At 73.6% G+C, this 20,534-nt stretch carries 10 protein-coding genes; 1 reads left to right on the plus strand and 9 read right to left on the minus strand.

All coding sequences use genetic code 11. The annotated features are described in order from the left end of the window. Positions 1-10: 10 nt before the first annotated feature. The 4 genes from R6Y94_RS38275 to R6Y94_RS38290 form a co-directional block, all read right to left on the minus strand. A complete protein-coding gene (locus R6Y94_RS38275; RefSeq protein WP_318401565.1) occupies positions 11-1,018 on the minus strand; it encodes an RNA polymerase subunit sigma-70 in 1,008 nt (335 codons plus the stop codon). 96 nt (positions 1,019-1,114) lie between these two features. Beyond that, positions 1,115-1,366 (minus strand): hypothetical protein, encoded by a 252-nt coding sequence (locus R6Y94_RS38280; protein ID WP_318401567.1) that lies wholly within the window; start codon positions 1,364-1,366, stop codon positions 1,115-1,117. Between the two features lie 183 nt (positions 1,367-1,549). Then, entirely contained in the window at positions 1,550-2,338 is a 789-nt protein-coding gene (locus R6Y94_RS38285; protein ID WP_318401569.1) for a transposase, read from the minus strand. A gap of 117 nt (positions 2,339-2,455) precedes the next feature. Beyond that, entirely contained in the window at positions 2,456-4,387 is a 1,932-nt protein-coding gene (locus R6Y94_RS38290) for a sigma-70 family RNA polymerase sigma factor (RefSeq protein WP_318401571.1), read from the minus strand. 129 nt (positions 4,388-4,516) lie between these two features. Between R6Y94_RS38290 and R6Y94_RS38295 the strand changes: the two genes are divergently transcribed. Beyond that, a complete protein-coding gene (locus tag R6Y94_RS38295) occupies positions 4,517-7,027 on the plus strand; it encodes a S8 family peptidase (protein WP_318401573.1) in 2,511 nt (836 codons plus the stop codon). Positions 7,028-7,205: 178 nt separating this feature from the next. Here the strand turns inward: R6Y94_RS38295 and R6Y94_RS38300 are convergent, their stop codons facing one another. The 5 genes from R6Y94_RS38300 to R6Y94_RS38320 all read right to left on the minus strand — a co-directional run bounded on the left by R6Y94_RS38300 (position 7,206) and on the right by R6Y94_RS38320 (position 20,332). Further along, a complete protein-coding gene (locus R6Y94_RS38300; protein WP_318401576.1) occupies positions 7,206-9,146 on the minus strand; it encodes a hypothetical protein in 1,941 nt (646 codons plus the stop codon). After that, positions 9,143-13,150: a DUF5682 family protein gene (locus tag R6Y94_RS38305; RefSeq protein WP_318401578.1), complete on the minus strand. Its 4,008-nt coding sequence runs from the start codon at positions 13,148-13,150 to the stop codon at positions 9,143-9,145. Before R6Y94_RS38305 ends, R6Y94_RS38300 begins: the two co-directional genes overlap by 4 nt. After that, positions 13,147-14,337 (minus strand): AAA family ATPase, encoded by a 1,191-nt coding sequence (locus R6Y94_RS38310; protein ID WP_318401579.1) that lies wholly within the window; start codon positions 14,335-14,337, stop codon positions 13,147-13,149. Before R6Y94_RS38310 ends, R6Y94_RS38305 begins: the two co-directional genes overlap by 4 nt. A gap of 104 nt (positions 14,338-14,441) precedes the next feature. Continuing rightward, the gene (locus R6Y94_RS38315) at positions 14,442-19,478 is read right to left on the minus strand and encodes a hypothetical protein (protein ID WP_318401581.1); all 5,037 of its coding nucleotides are present in this window, start codon (positions 19,476-19,478) and stop codon (positions 14,442-14,444) included. Beyond that, positions 19,475-20,332, minus strand: a complete 858-nt coding sequence (locus R6Y94_RS38320; RefSeq protein WP_318401583.1) for a DUF4132 domain-containing protein — start codon at positions 20,330-20,332, stop codon at positions 19,475-19,477. The genes R6Y94_RS38315 and R6Y94_RS38320 overlap by 4 nt, the downstream gene beginning before the upstream one ends. Between the last annotated feature and the right edge of the window lie 202 nt (positions 20,333-20,534).

Raw genomic sequence — 20,534 nt, forward strand, 5'->3', positions numbered from 1 at the left:
ACATGTGTGATCACAGTGTCGGGGGCAGGTCCAACCATGGTTTGTCGGTGGCGTCGAATCCGGTGAGCTCGGCGATCTTCCCGTCGACGATGTGCAGGACCGCGATGGCGAATAGCCGGTACTCCGGGGCGTCGGGGGTGCGGAGGTACAGCGCGGCGGCAGGCATGCGGTTGACCGTCGTGGCGATACCGCGCCAGTCGTCGTAGCCGGGCTGGAAGAGCCCACCGGAGACCCAGCCGTCCACCGCGTCCTTGGCCGTCATGATCACGGTGCCCTGCTCGGGCAGCATCGCGAAGCGCAGGTCGTCGCGCAGCAGGGACATCAGCCCGTCGAGGTCGTTGCGCTCATGGGCGTCCATGTAGGATCTCACCACGCCGCGCTCGTCGTTCGACAGCTCGTGGGTGGCGGGACTGCGCCAGTCGAGGCGGCGGTCGGGCAGCTGCTCGCGCATCGTCACGCGGGCCCGCTGCAGTGCGCTGGTCACCGATGCGACGGTCAGCTCGAGGGCGTCGGCGGCCTTCGACGCCGGCCAGCCGAGGACGTCGCGCAGGATGAACACCGCCCGCTGCCGCGGCGGCAGGTGCTGGACGGCGACGATGAACGCCAGCTCGATCGTCTCCCGCGCCACCACCGATTCCTGCGGGTCCTCGGGGAGCATCCGGTCGGGGTACGGCTGCAGGTACAGCACCTCGGAGCCGGAGTCCGACAGCCCGGACGGTACGGGTGTGCGGTCATTGCGCTTCGCCAGGAAGTCGAGGCAGACGTTCGTCGCGATCCGGTACAGCCAGGTCCGCAGCGCGGCGTGGCCCTTGAACGACTCCCGCTTGTTCCACGCTCGCAGGAACGTCTCCTGCGTCATGTCCTGGGCGTCCGCGTAGTTCGCGAGCATCCGGTAGCAGTGCACCTGCAGCTCACGCCGGTGGCGCTCCGTGATGAGCGCGAACCGCGCCGTATCGCCTGAGCGAACCGCCGCGATGAACGTGGCCTCGTCGGCGCCCAGCGGTCTAGCGTCGGTCATGGTCATCAATCCTTCCACCGGTGCGAGGGGGCCACCAGAACTGACGACGTGGCGGAGGATTTCTGATCGGTGAAGCCGCTGACACTGGGCCGTTCGTCAGGGCGGATGGGTCGGGTCGATCCAGTTCCCGGAGTCGTCGTCTGACGGGTCCGGAGGGGTCGCGTTGGGGTGGTTTGTGGATGGTGGGTCGAACCAGGTGTCCCAGCAGAACGAGAATGCGCAGTGCACGAGGGTTTGGTGGTGGCGGATCGCGATGGCGGAGCGGACTTGGAAGTCGGCCCAGCCGAGTTCGTCTTTGACCTGTTTGTAGCTTTGCTCGATCCAGTGCCGGATGCCGTAGAGCCGCACGACCTCGGTCAGGCCGGCCGGCTCGTGTGCCGCGTCTGGGATGTCGTGGGGGCCGCCGGGCCGGGGCAGGTTGGTCGCCAGGTACCAGGTGGCCTTGTCCGGCAGGGTCTGCGGGTCGGTGGTCGCGATTACCAGGCGGGTGTGCCCGTCGGGTCCCCACCAGCCCAGTCGGGCGTCGGTGGCTCACCAGGTCTCGGTGCGCCCGTCACGGAATCGGCGCGCGACCGGGTGCCAGCAACCGGGATCGTCGGGGCCGCCCCACGGCACGGCCCGAGCCGCGTCTTTCGGCGTGTAGGCCTCGGCGCCGTACTGCCACGAGCCGCGCGACGGCTTGAGGACCATGACGAAACCGAGCCCGCTACGACTCAGCTCTCCTCGCAGCGAATCGTGATCGCCGTAGAAGCTGTCCGCCACCACCGCCCGGCAGACCACGCCGGCCGCGAGCGCTTTGCGGATCAAGTCGGTAGCGATCTGCAACTTGGTCCGGAACTGCGGGTCGGCCTGCTTCTTCACGAAATGTGATGCCGGGGTGTAGGGCTCGGCGTGTAACGGGTAGTACACGCGCTCGTCGGCCCACACCGTCGTCACGGTGACGATGCCGTTGCCGGTCTTGCCGTACCGGCCCAGCGACTGCCGCCCGACATGCGCCGGGGCGGTCCCGTCTTTACGGTCACCGGAATCGTCAATCGCGATCACACCACACCCGTGCGGTGCTGTCGCCGGGTCGTTGATCAGCAGTTCCAACCGTCGACGGTTGACCTCATCGGGATCCCATCTGGACTGGGACAGGAAGTGCTGCAGCCGTTGCACCGCAGCGTGTTGAGCTCCCTTGACCGGTTCAGACCCGGCCAGCCCGGTCAGCGTCTTGTTGCGGTCCCGCGGCGCCAGCAGACCGGTTAGATAGTCACGAAACCCACGCCGCTGCGCCAGCCGGGAAAACAACTCGTTGAAACAGGCCGCGTAGTCCTCCAACGGACCCGCAGCCGGCGGACACACCGTACGAACCACCCAGCACCCCACCGCTCGACAAACCATCTGCCGAACGCAACGCCACAGAACCACGAAGGTTACGAAGGTGACAAAATACCGCTAGCCCGGCCGTACGCACGGGTTGGTGAGCCGGTACGTGGGGGTCTCTGCGGTACGGCCGTCGCTGGCCGTCGCCCGTACCGTCCAGGTCAGCGTCGACGCGCGCAGCCGTCCCACGGTCCCCCGGGCGGCGGACCCGTCCACGGTCATGGCCTGGCTGGACGTGGCGGCCCCGGCTGGCGTCCAGCGCACCTGTGCGGCCCCGATCGCAGCACTGGCGGTGGCCTGTACGACCAGGCTGTAGGTGTCCTGACCACACCGGACGTGCGCGCTCGCCGTAACCGTGAACGCGATGGCCAACTGCGGCCCGGCGGTCGGCCGTGGCGCGGTTGGCCGGGGTGCCGTCGGCCGGGACGCGGCCGGTTCCGGCGCGGCCGGCGACCTGGGCGGTGCGGCTGACTCGGCCGAACCGGTGCTCCCGGCTGCGGCGCCTGGCGTGCCCGGGGTGACGGACGGGCCGTCGGTGCCGACCGGGCCGGGCGTCGACGTCGGTCGGGCTACCGGACCGGCAGCGGGGGTGGTGACCGCCGGCAGCGACGGCCCGCCGGCCGGGGGACCAGACCTCTCGACCGGTACACCGGAGGTCGCCGCCGCCTCTCCGGCGGTTGGTCGGTCAGGCCCGAACGCCCAGACTCCCACGGCGAGGACTACCAGCAGGCCGGCGGTCGCGGCCAACCGCCGTCGGCGCCGCCTACGGCTCGCCACGTCGGAGCTCGCACGGACGGGATGGGCCGCGGCTGTCGGCGCCGCCGCGCCGCTCGCCGGCCGCGCAGTCGGTCCGTCGGCCAATGCTGGGATGGGCCCATCGCCGGACCTCGCGCTCGCCCCCTGCGCTGGCCCGGCATTCGCCTCGTCCCCGGACGCCTTGCCCGGCGCATCTAGGGGTTCCTTGCCCGGTTCGTCTCCGGATTCCTGGCTCGGCTGCTGCCCAGATCCTGGGCCCGGTTCGAGCGCTGTCGCGTCGTCCGCCGGGGTGGTGGGTCCGGCTGGCGGCGCGGCGGGAGACGGCTCGAGTCCGGCCTGGCCGCCGGTCGCGTCGTCGCTGGCCGCGTGGCCGACTCCGTCCGGCGGGCGGGCTGGGACATCGGTCGCGTCCGCTGACTCGTGGACCGCGTCTGCCGGACCACCGTCGCCGTCCGCCGGGGCGTCGGTCGCGCCGGTCTCGGCCAGGCTCGACCACACCGTGTCGGCGACGGCGAGGAACGCAGGCGCCGTGTACACGGACAGCAGTGCCGCCGGGTTGAGCTGTTCGCGTCGGAGCAGACCACAACTGGCGCAGCCGTCGATGTGCCGCGAGACCCGCTTGCGCAGGATCGGTGTGAGCCGGCCCTGCCAGCCGTCCAGCAGGTCGGCCAGCGCCGGGCAGTCCCGGGCGCCGCTACGGGCGACGAGCAGCGCGCCGAGCGCCCGTTCGAGTTGTGACCGGGCCCGGGACAGCCGCGCGTGTGCGTGGTTGGTGGGCACTCCGAGCGCCGCGCCGATGTCGACGGCGGACAGGTCGTGCCGGATCGCCAGGTGGACCACCTCGCGGTCGCCGGGGTTGAGGGCGGCGGTCGCGAGGTGTACGAGGTCGCGCACCTGGTCGGCGTTGACACCGGTACCCGGGTCGGCGGTGTCGGCCACCGGCTCGTCGGCCTCCTCCAGGGGCGAGGAGCGGGACCGTTCCCGCAGTTGCCGGAGGCACTCGGTGCGCACGATCGCGTAGAGCCAGGGGCGCAGCCGGTCGGGGTCGCGGAGCTGGTCGATGCGCTGGCCGGCGACGAGGAACGCGTCGTGCAGCGCGTCCGCCGCCGCCTCCTGCTCACGCAGCATCGCCCGGGCGTACGTGTAGAGCCGGTCGGCGTACCGCCGGTACAGCCCTTCCAGACCGGCCCGGTCGCCTCGACGCATCGCCTCGACCAGTGTCCGGTCGTCCGGTGCCGCCGTATCCATCAGTGCTCCACCGCTCGTCGACCGGTCCAGTAGAACGAAGAAAAAACTTCCTGGGGTCTTTCTGTTGGCATGCCGACCCGCTCGGGCTCCTACCGGTGTCACCGCACCGACGAGATCGAGGAGACGCCCATGACTGTGACACGTTCCGCCCGCCATCCGGTCGCCGGCCCACGCCGGCTGCTGGCCGCCGCCGTGGTGGCGGTGCTCGCCGGTGGGCTCGTCGCCAACACCACCGCGGACGCTGCCGCCGCGGCGACGGTACCCGGCGGCCCGGCCAGCACGACCCGCGAGGAACCGCTGGCCTTCCGGGTCGACCAGCGGCTGTCCGCACCACGGCTGCCGCTCGACCCGGTCGGTCGGCTTGGCACCAACCGGGAGATCGGGGTAGTGGCCGGACCAGACGGCGCACCGGCCGGCCTGGTACTCGACGAGGTGATGGTGCGGGTGGCCGACCAGGCGGCGTTGGATGCCTTCCTGGCCCGCTGGGACGGGCAGGTGCTCGACTCGTTCGCGCCGGACGAGCAGGGTCAGGACCATCTGGTACGGGTCGACGCCAGCCTCGCCGACCCGGCGGGACTGGTCGCCGACCTGCTTGCCGCCGAGCCGGGTCAGTCCGGGGCGTACCGGGTCGGCGACGAGCGGACCCTGCGGCTTCTCGCGCTGGCCGCAGCCGAGTGGCGGGCCGGGACCGAGCTGGTTCTCGACTGGCTGGTGGAGCCGTCCGGCATCGCCGGAGGCGAGGTGTTCGAGGCTCCCGACATCGCGAAGAACGTCTTCGACTGGTCGTACATGCGCGCGGGCGGGGCGATGGACATCGGGGTCGCGCCGGCCTGGCAGCTACTCCAGTCCAAGGGCAAGCTGACCAAGCAGGTGACGTACCTGGTGCTCGACGGCGGGTTCAAGTCCAATGCCGACTTCCCGACCAAGGTGTCGCTGCACGGGGCGGAGTGGGGCGAGCCCAACGTCAACGACTGCACCGGCGGCGCTGCCTGTCCGTGGCACGCCACCGACGTGACGCTCGCCGGGATGGGGCGGGTCGACAACGACTACGGCACCGCCGGACCGGCCGGACCGGTGGTCGAGGAACTCGTCGCTGTCCGCAACGGGATCGACTACTGGACGGTCCTGCGCCGGTTGGAGAAGGCTGCCGAGGCGACCCACCCGGACGTGGTCAACCTCAGCTTCAGCCGTCAGGTGAACATCGGCAAGGCGTGGGCCAGCCACTTCACGGACCGGCGGATGAAGCGCGTCCGGGACACCGGGGCGCTGATCGTCGCCTCCGCCGGCAACGACAGCCTGAACATCGACGCCGCCACCCTGCACGTACCGTGCGAGAGCCCCCAGGTGATCTGTGTGGGCGGCATGAACACGGACGCGACGGTGTCGGGCGGATCGAACTTCGGCACCAGCGATCTCGACACCTCGGTGGAGATCTACGGCCCGATGTGCGTCCGGACCCTCGCCGACCCCGGCAACCCGGCGAACAACGCGACGAAGAGCACCTGCGGCACCAGCGTGGCCGCGCCGTTCGTGGCCGGGGTCGCCGCCCTGGTGCGGGCCGCCGATCCGACCCTGACCTCCGCCGAGGTCCGCGACATCCTCAACAGCACCGCCCACGTCGGCGGGCTCGGTGCCAAGGTGACCGGCAGCCAGCGCCGGGTCGACGCCCTGTCCGCCGTTGCCAAGGCGCTGGGGGTCAAGGTCGAGAAGCCCTCGGTGAGCATCACCACGCCGAAGACCAAGCAGCAGTTCGGCGTGCACCAGTCGGTGGACCTGTGGGGTACGGCGACCGACTTCCTCGGCAAGGAGATCCCGCTCACCTGGACCAGCAACCTCGACGGCGAGCTGGGCGAGGGGTCGATGACGTTCGTGCCTTCGCTCTCCGCCGGCACGCACGTCATCACGGCCAACGCCACCGACAGCCTGGGCCGCACCGGGTCGGCGGCGGTCACCGTCACGGTGCTGGACAGCCCGACCGAGGCGGCCATCGTCTCGCCGCCGGCCGGGCTGACGCTCGCCGCCGGTCAGTCGGTCAGTCTGGTCGGCACCTCCGTCGACCCCGACACCTTCAACCCGGTGCCGGACGCGGAGACGTCCTGGACCGTCCGCCGGGGCGACACGGTGGTACTCCAGAAGTCCGGCCACCAGGCCAGCCTGCCGGCCAACCTGGTGACCCCGGGGACGTACACCGTGACGTTCACGGCGGGCGGGCCCAGTGCGCAGCGCGTGTTCATGGTGGCGGCGGTGCCCGCCGGGCAGTCCCGGCCGACCGCCACGATCGTCCAGCCGGCGTCGGCGCTGAAGCTGACCAGCGCCGGCGAACCAGAGCCGATCGCGTTCGCCGGTACCGGCACCGACGCCGAGGACGGGGCGATCGCCGGAACCCGCTACCGGTGGACCGCGTACGGCAACGGTGGGGTCAAGAAGGTGCTCTGCCAGGGCAGCGCGGTGCCGACCGGTGGGCCGCTCGACAACGACGTGGTGTTGCCGAAGAGTTGCGCGGACTTCACCGCCGAGCTTGTGCTGCTGGAGAGTGGAAGTACCACCACCACCTGGTCGGTGTGGCTGGAGGTCTTCGACTCGACCGGGCTGGTCGGGGTGGACTCCGTACCGGTGGAGATCCTGGCGGTCACGCCCTGACCGCAGGTTCGTCCACCACCGCACGTCCCGGCGGCACCTGGAAGATGTCCGCGTACCCCGCCCGGGCAACCTGATCGACCGTACGGGCCCGTGGTTCCACACCACGGGCCCGGGCGTCATGTCGCCGCGGGATGGCACCGATCCGGACGGTGTCGAAGCTCGGTCGGTCGTGAACAGTTCAGCCGACGGGTGGGTCGGTCCAGGAGGACCGGATCAGCGTCCGCTCGGTGGCGGCGAGGTGGGCGGTCGCGGCGAGCCAGGCCCAGGCGTACCGGTCCGGGTCGGGATCGGCGAGTCGGCCGAACACGTCCCGGCCACGCCGGTCGGACTCGTGGGCGAGCGCGGTGGCCACCGTGGCGGCGGTGGTGAAGCCGGCCCGGCGCAGCGGACCGGCCAGCTCGGCGCCCTCGCTGCGAGCCGCCTCGCCGACGGCGCGCCGACCGCCGGAGACGGCCAGTTCCACCAGCCGGCGGACCCGCCACAGCGGGGACTCCGCAACCGCATCGACGCCGGCGGCGAGCACCGGTTGGGCCATCGCGGTAGGGTCCCGCGGCGGGAGGTGGCCGCCCTGGAGTTGGTCGTAGCCGAGGTCGGCCCGGCCGTGCCAGTCCGGCGGCAACCGCAACGTCGTGACAGCACCGGGCACCGGGCCGACCGCGAGCGGGTGCAACGTGCTGGGCCGGGCCGGGTCCAGCCGGCCGACCACCCGGATCCGCAGACCCGGCCAGGAGGCGAGCCGTCGTAGGTTCGCCACGTGGGCGAGCGCCGGGTGGGGGTTGACCGGCACCAACCGGATCACCGGCCCGTCCGGCACCGGCGTACGATCCGGCGGCCCGGCCTCGGTGCCGGCGGCCAGTTCGCGGGCCAGCACCTGGTCACCGACGGCACCGACCACCACCAGGTCACATCCGACCAGTGCCGTTCCGGCCCGGCCCGGATCCTCCGGGTCGTCGGCGGCGAGTTGGGCGGTCACCACCTCGGCGAGCGGGCGGGCGAACAGCTCCGCCAGCGGGCCGACGGACCAGTCGGTCCCGCCGAGCGGAGTGGCCCGGACCCCCTTGCCGGCACCGAGCCGGCCGTCGGGGGAGACGGTGGTACCGGTGATCCGCAGACCGCCGCGGGCCAGCACCGCGTGGTTGACCGCGATCGCGCCCATCTCGGTGACCGCCCGGGCGCAGTCCCGTGCCCGGTCCGGGCCGCCCGGTTTCACGTCGTTGAAGGAGAGTTGGCGCCCGTCGGCCGCGATCAGGTGGGTGACCACTCCGGCGTACCCGGTCGTGCTGATCACCGGCTCCCGGCAGACGCCGTACACCTCCAGGGTGCCGTCCGGCTGGTAGGTCCGGCGGAGGACGCCGACCAGCGTTGGATCGGGGTCGCCGGCGGCGAGCCGGCCGGCCACGTACAGCAGGTCGTGCAGCACGTCGACCAGCTCGGCCAGCCGGTGACCGGCCTGTCGTTCCCGGTGGGCGCGCAGGCCGCGTACCGCCCGTAGCGTGGCGCTCTCGGCTCGGGGTAGTCCGGCCAGCCGGGCACTGTGCGCGGCGCGCAGCAGTTCGGCCTGGGGAACCGCGCCGACGGCCGGCGCGCCGGCCGCGAGCACCGCGGCGGCGGCCCGCCACAGCGCGGTGGCGGCGGCCCGTTGCGCCTTTGTCGGCGCCGTGCTCCGGCCGGCGGGCGCCCCGTCCGCGCCAGCCGATTTTCCGGTACGCCCGGACCTGCCCCTACGCCCGGTGGGCGCGCCGGTGCCGCCCGGGGTGGACGACGTGGCGGTGCGGGACGCCGGGTCGGGGTGCGCGGCCGGGTCGGCGACCGGAGAGGCGACCAGGATGGCGGTCCGGTGCAGGCAGCGGGGCGCCAACAGGCAGCTACACCGTGCCTGCTCCGGGTCGGTGACCGCGCCGGTCGGTCCGGGCGTCAGGGTGACCAGGGCCTCGGGGCCGCAGTAGACCGACACGCCGCCGTCGATCCGGTCGGCCGGTACCCCGGCCAGCCGTTCGATGGTGGCGTCCAGCCGCTTGTGCAGCCGGGGTGGCAGGGCCGCCACCGCCGCGGCGGCGACCCTCGGCAGCACCGGCGGCAGCCGGTCGGCGTCTGTGGTGGTGGGCGTGCGTGGCGTCAACGTGATCCTCCGCGTACGCGGTCGCCCACCCAGCGGGCGAGTTCGAGCGGGCTGAGAGCGGCGACCGGCATCCCGGCCGCGACGAGCTGCTGGGCGACCGGTACCGAATAGCAGGGCACTCCGCTGTCGTTCAGCGCGGCACAGCCGAGCAGGTGTACGCCGGAACTGGCCAGCGTGCGCACCTCGCCGAGCAGCCCGGCCAGCGGGTACCCCTCCTCGAAGTCGCTGACCACCGCGACGATGGTGCGGCTCGGCACCGTCACCAGTGCGCGGGCGGCGGCCAGCCCGGCGGCGATGTGCGTACCGCCGCCGACGCGTACCTCCAGCAGCAGTGACAGCGGGTCGTCGACCCGGTCGGTCAGGTCGGCCACCATGGTGGAGAAGGCGAGGAAGTGGGTGGACAGCGTGGGCACCCCGGCCAGTACGGCGGCGGTCAACGCCGACCACACCACGGACGCCTCCATCGAGCCGGACACGTCGACCACCAGCACCAGCCGCCAGTCGGCCTCCTTGCGGACCCGGGTGTGGAAGACCGGGCGTTCCGGCACCACCACCGTCCGGCCGTCGCCGAGCCGCTGGGTGTGCGCCAGGTTCGCCCGCAGCGTCCGGGCGAGGTTGATCCGGCCGCCGGGACGGCGGGACGGGCGCGGGTTGGTCAGCCCGGTCAACGCCGGGCGCAGCTGGGTGGCCAACTGCTTGGTCAGCTCGTCGACGAGCCGCCGGACCAGCGGCCGTAGCTTGGCCAGGTGCCCCTCGGGCAGGCCACCGGCCAGCGACAGCACCGAGGTCAGCAGTTCCATCGAGGGGCGTACCGCGGCCGGGTCGAGTTCGGTGAGCACGTCGGTACGACCGTTCTCGGCTGCCCGGGCGATCACCTCCTCACGTACCGAGGCGCCGAACAGCGCCTCGAGTTCGTCGGCCCACTCGCGCGCGGTCGGGAAGGAGGCTTCCTGGCCACCGCCGGCCGCCTGGCCGAGGTCGATGACGCCCTCGCCCTGGCCCGCCCCGTACAGCTCGTCGAGGGCGCGCGCGTAGCGGCGGGCGTCGGTCGGCAACCGGTCGGACTGACGGCCGAGCAGCAGTCGCCAGCGGTGGGTGGGGGAGAGCTGGGCGGCCGACGTGTCGTCCGAGCCGGGTTCGGCGTCGGTGCCGGCCGGGGGGTCGGTGCCGGTCGGCGTATCGAGGGCGTCGGTGCCGGTCGGCGCATATGCGGAGCCGGCCGGCGCGTCGGCGGAGTCGGTCGGCGTGCCCGGGATCGGGATGTTGCGGGCGACCAGGGCGGCCCGGCCGGCCCCGTCGGCGGCGGCCCAGCGGGCGAGCAGTTCGGGCGAGGCGGGCAGGGTCAGGTCGAGCCGGTCGGCCAGCCGATCGGAGACGGTGTGCAGCAGTCGGTCCCGGGCCGCCGGGGTGAGTACGTCGAACCCGCCACGCAGCGCCGGCAGCCGGTCCAGGAACTCGGTGTCGGTGAGCCGCTCGATCCGCTCCAGCAGCGGGTCCAGCGCGCCCGGGGCGGACTGCAGCAGCGGGTGCGCCGCGGTGAGCAGCCCACCGAGCAGCCCGCGCAGGTGTCGTCGGGTATCCGGTCCGGTCGCCGCGTCGACCCAACCGGCCACCCGGCTGCCCAAGGTCTCCAGATCGGCCAGGTCGAGCAGCACCCGGGCGGCCAGGGCGGCGCCCTGGATCAGCGACGAACCGGTCCGGGCCAGCTGACCGAGCGCCTCGTCCAGGCGCAGCCCGATCCGATCCTCGCCGGCCCGCACCGCCAGGTCGACCAGTGCGGCCGCATCGGCCGGAACGTCGCTGCCGGCCAGGCCGGGCAGCCCGCGTACCGCGGCGTCCAGCAGTACGACGGCCAGCTCGGCCGCCCGGGCCCGGCCGGCGGAGGTGGTGCCGGGCAGGTGTTCCCGGCGCAGCGCCTCCAGCAGGTCCAGTGCGGCCAGCAACTCGGGCAGGGCGCCGGTGTCCGGCAGCACCGTGGCGGCCAGTTCGAGCCGGTCGGTGACCATCTCGGGCAGGTCGCACCGGGCGGCGTCGCGCAGCCCGGTGAGCAGTTGCGCGGCGGTGGAGCCACCGTCGGCGGCCTCCCGGTGGAACCGTTCCCGCAGGGTACCGGCCGCGGCCAGCGCAGCGGTCACCCCGCGTACGCCGACCAGGTCCAGCCGGGCCGCCACGGACGGCGTCCAGGCGAGCTGCCAGCGGGTGGTCAGGGCGGCACCGTCGCCGGTGCCGGAGACCGCGATCGGCTCGCCGTAGCCGACGCCGCAGAGCTGGAGGCGTTGCAGCAGGATCTCCCGCCGCCCGTCCAGCTCGGTGCGCAGCGGGTCCAGCCGGAACTCGCGGGACTTCGGGTTGTCCGGGCCGGGCAGCCGCAGCGCGCTGAGTTCCGCCTCGACCGCGGGGCCGAGCCCGGACCGGGGCGTACCGGGGGCGATGCGGCCCCGCTCGGCACCGACCAGCACGGTCTCCAGCGCGGTGGCCAGTGCTCGACCGCGGCCGAGCAGTTCACCCTGGCCGAGCACGGTGGTCACCGCCTCGAGCACCTCGCCACGGCCGGGGGCGGGCAGGTTCCGCAGCCGGGCCAGGTCGTCGGCCAGCCGTACCGTCTCGGCGGCCTCGCCGGTTCCGGCGGGATGGCCGGCCGAGCGGAGTTCCCGGCACAGGTCGGTGACCGCCCGGGCGGCGGCGGCCCGGATCCGTTCCGGGTCGCCGCCGGCGCTGAAGACGGACTGCTGCCAGCGCGGGTCGCGGATCCCGGCCGGGTAGCCGGAACGGGAGTCGAGCAGGTCGAACGCGTACGGCACCAACGAGGTGATCGCCGTACCGTCGCCGTCGTCGCCGTCGTCGCCGTCGTCGCCGGTGGTGGCCGGCCGGGGCCGGGTCGTCACGGACCGGACCGGAGCGGACGGGGCGGCGCCGGTCCGGGTGGGCGCGGCCGCCGCCGGATCGCCGCCGATCGGGCCGGGCGTCCGATCCCCGCCATCGTCCACGGTGTACTCCGGGGCAGTGCCGCCGACCGTGCCTGCGGCCCGCGTCGGGCGGTCGTCGGCGCCGACGTCGGTCGACGCCGCAGCGAGCAGCGCCGGGGCGTGGAAGGCGCCGACGACGGCGGCGACCCGCCGACCGGTCGAGCCGGCCTCGGCCAGCACCCGACGCATGTGCCGCTCGCGCGCCAGGTCCCGGGCCGGCACGTCGTCGCCGCTGGCGCTGTCGGTACGCATCGCCCAGCCGACGCCGAGGGCCGCCCGGCGGACCGCCTCGGGCGGGCAGCCCGGGGCACGCACCTCGACCACCCGGTCCCACAGGTCGTCGCCCTCCCGGCCGGTGCTGCTGGCGCCCAACGCGGCGGCGTAGCCGGACCGGCGCGGGCCGGACACCGGTGCACCGGTGTCCGGGGCGGGATCGCCACCGGCAGCCGATTCCGACCCGGCGGTCGATTCCGACCCGGCGGTCGGCTCTGAACTCGCGGCCGACTCGGACCCGGCGGCCGGCTCGGTGTCGGCGTCAATGGCCGGGTCGGCGTCGATGATCGGGTCGGTGTCGGTGTCGGTGTCGGTGGCCGGGGCGGTGGCGTCTGCGGTCCAGCCGGGGTCGGTCAGCGGCAGGTCGCAGCAGACCACCTCGACACCGCGCTGCCGGGCCCAGCGGATCGCGGCCAGTTCCGGCGAGAAGTCGGCGAACGGGTAGAAGCCCATCGGCCCGTCCGTGCCGTGGCTGCCGACCAGGGCCAGCGGGGCCCGGGCGGCGGGGTCGGACAGATACGGCAGCCAGTGCTGGAAGTCGGCCGGCAGTTCGACGCAGACCACCTCCGCCCCAGCGGCGTCCAGCAGGGCCGGGACCATCGCCGCGAGGGCCGGGCTGTGGTGCCGCACCCCGATCAGGTACGGCCGGACCGAATCGGCGAGCGTCTCGACCACGGCTCGCGGATCGGCCGGCGCCGGATCGACGGTCCGGGGTACGGCGGCCAGGGCAGCCGCACCGATGGACGAACTGGAGAGGGTCGTCACCGCAGGCTCTCCCGCAGGTCCCAGAGCCGGCGCCACATCGCCGAGCCGTCCTCGGCGCGGCGGCGCACCGGACCGTCCCAGTAGCCGAGCAGCCGGGCGTGGTCGTTCTCGTCGTCCTTGCGGACCACGCCGAGCAGGTGCCCCGGGACCAGGTCGAGCGCGTCCCCGGCGGGCAGGTACGCGGCGGCCAGTCCGAGCGACACCGCCACCTGCACGGCCTCGGCGGTCGACATCACCGTGCCGGGCCGCTCCACGTCCCAGTTCTCGCCCGACCGGCCGGAACGCAGGTCGCGAAACACGGTGACCAGTGCGTCCAGCACCGCGTCGTCCACCGTGTACGCCGCGCCGGCGCGCTGCACGGCGGCGGTGGCCTGCCGGCGGACCAGGTCGGTCTCGGTCTCCGCGTCGGAGATCGGGTGGATGGTCTCGAAGTTGAACCGGCGCTTGAGTGCCGAGGACATCTCCGACACGCCCCGGTCCCGCAGGTTCGCGGTGGCGATCACGGTGAACCCGGGCATCGCGCGGATCAGACCGTCCCCGGTGCCGACCAGCTCCGGTACGTTCATCCGCCGGTCGGACAGGATGGACACCAGCGCGTCCTGGACCTCGGGCAGGCAGCGGGTCACCTCCTCGATCCGGACCACCCGGCCGGTGCGCATCGCGGTCAGCACCGGCGAGTCGACCAGCGCCTGCGGGGTCGGGCCCTGGGCGAGCAGCAGGGCGTAGTTCCAGCCGTACCGGAAGGCGTCCTCGGTGGTGCCGGCGGTGCCCTGCACGGTCAGCGCGCTGGTGCCGCAGACCGCCGCGGCCAGCAGCTCGGAGAGCATCGACTTGGCGGTACCGGGCTCGCCCACCAGCAGCAGCCCTCGCTCACCGGCGAGGGTGATCACACACCGCTCGACCAGGCTCCGCTCACCGACGAACTTCGCCGGGATGGTCATGCTGGCCGGCAGCTCGGTGCCGTCCGGACCGGTACGCCGGTCGGCGGGCAGCTTCAACACCTCGCCGTCGCTGCCCTGGACGAAGGTGACCACGGCACGCGGGGTCAGCGCCCAGCCCGGTGGCCGGGCTCCGCCGTCGTACGCGGCCAGGAAGGCCAGTTCGTCGGCGTACCGCTGTTCGGCGGAAAGGACCTGGGCGGCGGTCTCCGGCACCGCGGTGGGGCGGACGTGTTCCGTCACGGTCACGGGATTCCTCGATCTCTCTGTGGTTCGGATGGGACGTGCGGGACAGGGACGGCGCCGCAACGGCCGGGTCGGTCGTCGCGGACGCACCGCCTGCGGGGTTGACGTCAGCGGCGGGTGCGGCCGGTGGGCAGGCTGTCGAAGCGGGGCCGCTCACCGTCGCGGATGCGTTGCCAGGCCCGCCGGTAGAGTTCGGCGGCCGGTTCGAGCGGCACGGTCACGCCGAGCCCGGCCGTACCGTCGGGTGCGAGGTCGAACAGGGCGACCTTCCAGCCCTCGATCGGTGCCTGCCCGCTGCCACGCTCCAGCCATCGACCGGGCAGGAACAGCGACCGGCCGGCCCGGGACCGGGTGGCCGCGACGACCAGGTCGGTGCCAGCCAACTCGGCGCGAGCCGCCTTCAACCGTGCCGGCTTCCAACCGGTCCACTTCGCCGTGTTGCGGTCGGTCGGATCCGGCATGGCCAGCAGCATCAGGTACACCGCCGCCGCGTCGACGCCGAGGCCGTGTTCCGTGCTCACCTCGGCCACCAGGTCGGGCACCGACCGGGTCGGATCCTGCGGCCACCACGTCCCGACCTCCGAAAGCGCGCCGCCGACCGGCTCACCCGGGTCGCCGAGCAGCGCCGCGAACCGCGGGTCGCGGACCAGCCGCAGCGCCACCTCCGTCGGGTACGGCTTGGCCGCGTCCCCGCGCAACGCGGGCAGGTACGGGTCCGTCCCGTCGGCGTCGAGCAGGTCCGGCCGCAACGCCGGGGACGGCCGGTCGTCGTAGGTGGCCAGGACGATGGCACCGTACCGTTCCCAGCCGGGGCCGGTCTCCGACGGAGTGCCCGCCACCTGCCGGAACTCGGACAGCCCGACGTACTGGTCAACGTCGAGCAGCAGTTCGCGGTTGGCCAGCCGGTCCCGGATCGCGGCCAGCGCGGCCGGCAGCGCGGCCCGGCACGGGTCGCCGGCCGGCGTGTGGTGGGCCACCCAGGCGGCCAGGGAGACCGTGGAGCGCAGCACCTCACCGGTGAAGCCCACTGCCCGGCCGCCGACCTGCCGGGCCCGGTCGCCCTTGATCCGGAAGACCAGGTCGGTGCTCAGCTCGGCCGAGCGGGCCGGGTCGAGCAGCGCCGGCAACGCCTTCGCGGGCCCCCAGCCGGACCGGACCGCGCGGACCGCCTCGGCGAGTAGCTGTTCGGGCACCACCACCCGGCGTCCCAGGGCGGTGTTCCAGACCGCCGCCGCGGCGGCCACGTCCGGACCGTCGGTCCACAACCGGGCCGGGTCGTCCGGCAGCAGCGCCGAGACCACGGCACGCCGCAGCTCCGGCCCGGCCTCGTTCAGCATGCCGAAGGCCAGCTTGACCTCGCCGACCTGCTTGACCCCGAGCGCCTTGCGCAGCTCGACCGGCACGGTGTTCGCCGAGTCCGCGTACGGCAGGCCGGCCAGCACCAGCTTCGCGGCGGTCGGGGTGACGCCGGTCAGCTCGGCGAACGACTCGGCCGCTTCCGGCCGCCAGGGTAGCGGCCCGCGCGCGGTCCATTCGGTCAGGAAACCGTCCAGCCAGCCGGCCGGCCGGCCGTCACCGACCGACGCCGAGGACTGCACCGTGTACGGCTCGGGCACGGCGAAGACACCGGCGGGATCGTGGTAAAGCGCACCGTGGGTGTAGCCGGTGGACGTGCCGCCGGAGTTGAGGACGGCGATGAACGCCCCGTCGGAGACCGGCAGGAGGCCCGGCCCAGGGTACCGGCGCGTCCCGTCGGGCATGGTCAGGTCCTCGTCCAGCAGGTGCAGCGTGAACCGGCGCCACCGGGACGGTTCGGCCGCCCCGCTCAGGTCGAGCCGGTCGAGCTCGGTGAGCAGAGCACGCAGCGTCTCCCGGTGTTCGTCCGGGGTGACCGCCGCGACGGCCCGGTAGGCGACTGCCGCGACACCGTCGAGCAGGGGCGACCAGTCCAGAGCGCTCGGCAGCGACGGTCCGTCGAGGTGCAGCCGTACGGCGGGTTCGCTTCCGGTGGTGGCGGCCCGCTGGGTGGCCAGCGCATGGAACTGGGTGAAGACGTGGGGCGAGCCGCTCGCCCCGTAGACCGAGCCACGGAGACCGTCCAGCACCGACGCGAGCTGCTCGTCGGTGGGGCCGGTCGCGATGGCCACCGGCGGCACCGCCTTCGGGGCGGACAACGAGGTGTTGAGCCGCTCGGTCACCGCTTCCAGGTCGGTGCACACCCGGGCGGCGAGCCGCAGCATTCCGACCACCCCGGCCAGCATCGCCTCGTGGCCGACCGCCGGCAACGTCGAGCGGACCAGCTCGACCAGCGCGTCCGTGTCGTCCTCGTCGGCGGTGGCCCCGGTGGTGGCTGGTCCGGAGCCGCCGACCGGTGCGCCGACCCCGGATGCCGGTACGGCGGTGCGGAGGCCGGTGGTGGCGTGCGGGGCCCTGGCCGACCCGGCGCGGGTCGAGGCCTGGGCCGCGGCTCGCGCAGCCGCTTCGGCGAGGGCGGCGCGGCGTTCGTCCAGCGCGACCTTGAGCAGCGCGGCGGCGGTGTCCCGGTCCATCCGGCGCAGGGCGGCGGAGCCGGCCGGGTCCCGAGGCAGCATGTTGCCGAGGAACGAATGTCCCGGCGGCGGAACCGTGCCGGAGGCGTAGGCCCGGCTGGACGGCGGCCCGGCGGCGGCCGACACCACCCCGTCCGGGTCGACCAGGACGAAACCCTTGAGGACGGCCCGCGGTCGGTCGTCGCCGGGCAGCACCAGCGCCGCGATTGGCTCCTGGCCCGGGGCCACGGTGACGGTACGACCGGCCAGGTCCTCGCCGCGTACCGAGCCGTCCGGCAGGGTGACGACCCGCCAGCCGAGTAGACCGTCCACCGGGACGGCAGCCGGGGTGGCCCGGTCGGACAGGGCCGGCCGCAGCCAGCTGTCCGACTTCCGGAGTTGGCTACCGTCGACCGGGAGGTCGGCCAGGAACCGGGGCAGGCTGCGCCGGCCGTGGGTGTTGCCGACCGGGTCGTACTCGCGCCAGCCGTAGCCGCCGTCGTCCGCGCTGTGGTCCTGGACCCAGTACGAGGTGCCGTCGGTGATGACCGGCCGCTGCGACGGGACCACGGTGTCGCCGACGTGCAGCACACCGTCGCCGGTGGTCCGTCCGCCACCGGGCAGCGGCAGGGTGATCTCGTGCCCGCGCCGCTGGCCGTCCTGGATGGGCTGTGGCTCGTCGGGCGAGGAGTGCCAGTAGCCGCGCGGGTCGTAGCCGAGCGACCTGGAGCGCCAGTGGACCAGGAGCTGGCCGTCGACGTAGTGGTAGTCGGGCTTGCCCCACATGTCGCCGGTTGGGATGCGCAGGTCGTGGCGGAGCACGATGCCCTCCGCGCCGAGCACGCGTACGGTGGTCGGCCCGGCCAGGATCACGTACGGCCAGGCTTCCTGCCAGGTCCACTCGACCCGGTGGTCGCCGCCGGTCACCTCCTGCCAGGCCAGCTCCCACTCCGGCCAGCCCAACTCGTCGATGATTCCGCCACGCAGGCTCCGGGCGACGTGCTCGGCGAGGTCGACCCGGACGGCCTGCCCGTGGTCGCCGCCCGCACCGGGTTCACCGGGCTGGGGGAGGTCGTCGGAGACCAGGCGCACCGCCTCGACCGGGAGCCTGCCCAGCCAGTCCACCGACTCCGGCAGGTACGGCAGACCGGTGTTGAACCGGTGGCGGATCCGGGCCCCCAGCCAGTCGGTCAGCATCGGCCGGATGCCGGCCGCCTCGGCCACCCGGCGCAGGGCGTGTGGCTGGCCGTCGAGCTGGTCGAGGCTCCGGCGCAGAGCCCCGACGAAGCGGTCGTCGCCGGCCACGGCCAGTAGTTCCCGTTCTCCCTCGGTCTTGACCCAGTGCGCCAGGTCCACGGAGTCGTCCTTCGGCGGAGCCACCGGCACGTCGAGGAGGAGCAGCAGGTCGCACAGGTCCAGGTCGCCGTCGGCGGCGAGGGTCTCGCCGTTGTCGGTCAGTTCGGCGCGGAGTCGGTCGGCCATCCGCTCGACGAGCGGGTACAGCTCCGGCATTCGGCGGCGGTAGTGGCCGGAGCCGGCTCGGCTCACGAAGCGGCGCAGCCAGCCGACGGAGCCGTCCTGCGGCCGGGCCGTGTCCGGCACCTCCGGGCCGGTGAGTCCGGCGAGCGCACCGGTGTCGGACAGCAGGGCCAGCCAGCCGGTCAGGTTGTCGCGGTCGGTGGGCATCAGGTCGAGCAGGCTGCCCCGGATCGCGGGGTCCCGGCCGGCCAGCGCCTTCATCGCCGGCAGGTGTGCCTTCCACCAGCCGGCCGGCGCCTGGGCGGCCACCGGCAGCCGGAGTACCTCGGTCAGGTAGGCCGCCTCACGATCGGCGCCGGCCTTACCGGCGGCCCGGACCAGCCGCTTCACCGCGTTGCCCGACTGCACGGACGGAACCACACCGGCGGCCGCGGCCCGCAGCGCCAGCCGGCAGAACCGGTCCAGCGCCTCGTCGGCCGGCAACTGGGCGGAGAGTTCCTTCGCGTACCCGGCCAAGCCGGTCGCGGAGACCACCTTGGCCGACGCGAACTCCAGGTAGACCTCGTCCAGCCGGTCCAGGTCGACGGGTAGGCCGTGCTGCGCCTCCGCCTTGCGCGCCTTGTTCAACAACTGCGTCGCGTAGGTGTCCTGCCCGGCGGCGAGAAACAGCCGCGCCGCCTGCTCGAAGAAGGTCGGCAGGAAGTGCGGCAGCGTACGGGCGAACCGGTCGGCGATGGCCTGGTGCCCGTCCAGGGCGGCCTTCGGCCGCGACCGTGCCTGTTTGGCCAGCTTCTGCAACTCCGGCACCACCGCCAACGCGTGCCGGCCGTCCGCCGGGTGGTGTACCAGCACCCACTCCGGAAACGCCAGCGATCGGCGCGGACCCAGCCCGACGACGGCAGGCTCGGCAGCCGTTGCCAGGCCCAGGAACTCGACGGCGAGGTCCTCGCCCTCCCCGAGTACGGCGTCGACCACGCGGACCACCAGCCGGTCGCCGAGGGCCGGGTGCCGGTAGGTACGGGCGGTGAGCGGTGCCGCCCGATCGCCGGCCCCGGCGGTGTCGGTCGGCAGTACCGCGCCGGCGGCCAGCAGGCTCTCCGCCGTCTGCTCGCCCGACCTGGTCGTCATCCCGGTCACGCCGCTTTCCCCGTCTTCGTCGCGACGCCGGACAGGGCCGTCGCCATCCGCATTCCTTCCGACCACGCCACCGGCCCGACTTCGGTCAACCGCAGCGTCGGTCCGTCCACCAGCGACCAGGAGAGGGCGCCCAGGGTCGCCTCGGAATCCCAGTAGTCCTCGTCGAACGACATGGCGGCCTCGACCGTGCGGCCGGCCTCCCAGACCCGGCAGGTGACCTGCGAGCCGGAGACCCGGAAGCCGAGCGTGGCGGCCCGGGCGGCCAGCCGGTTGGGGACCGCGGTACCACGGAAGTCGGTGATCGTGGTGTCGCGGTCCTTCAGATCGGTCGGTTTGCTCCAGGTGCCCCGGTGCAGTTGCTCGATCCGCTGGGTGATGTCGAGTTCGCCGGCGAACTCGCGCAGCTCGGTCAGGTCGGTCAGGCGTACCGGGTGGGGCAGCGTGGCGCTGGCCGGCGAGCGCCGGATGGTTTCCCCGTCGAGGTTGACCATACGCAGGTCACCGGTGTCGGTGACGTCTCGCAGGAAGCCCGGCTCGGCCGGATCGTCGCCGAGCACCACGAGGTCGCGCAGCGCGTCCTGCCAGCTCGGGTCCGGCCAGACCCGGGCCAGCAGCCCGGTCGGCACCGGCAGCGAGGACACCACCCAGGCGTCGATCCGGGCCAGGCATTCGGCCGTGTGCCGGTCCAGCCACTGGGCGAGCTGGCGTAGCCGGTCCACCTCGGGGCTGTCGCGCAACACCTTCGGCAGGGTCTTCAGCGGGCGGCCGGTGGCCCGCAGGCCGGTGGACCGAGCCGTCACCTTTCCGTCCACGAGGGAGATCTCGTGCGAGTCTCCCACCGGTAGCCAGCCCATCAGGAAATACCCTCCGTAGTGGAGAATCAGCCAAATTTAAGGAGATATCGCCCGCGATCGACGACGTAGGGGACGCTAACAGTAGTGACCGACACGGCGGGGTCCGCCGGCCGGCGCGGTGGGCGTACCGGGGGTCGAGTACGGCCCGGAAGAAGGCCCGGATCTGCGGGAGTCCGCAGGTCCGGCCGGTTCGGGACCGCCG

This window comes from Plantactinospora sp. KLBMP9567 (assembly GCF_033446045.1).
GTDB lineage: Bacteria > Actinomycetota > Actinomycetes > Mycobacteriales > Micromonosporaceae > Plantactinospora.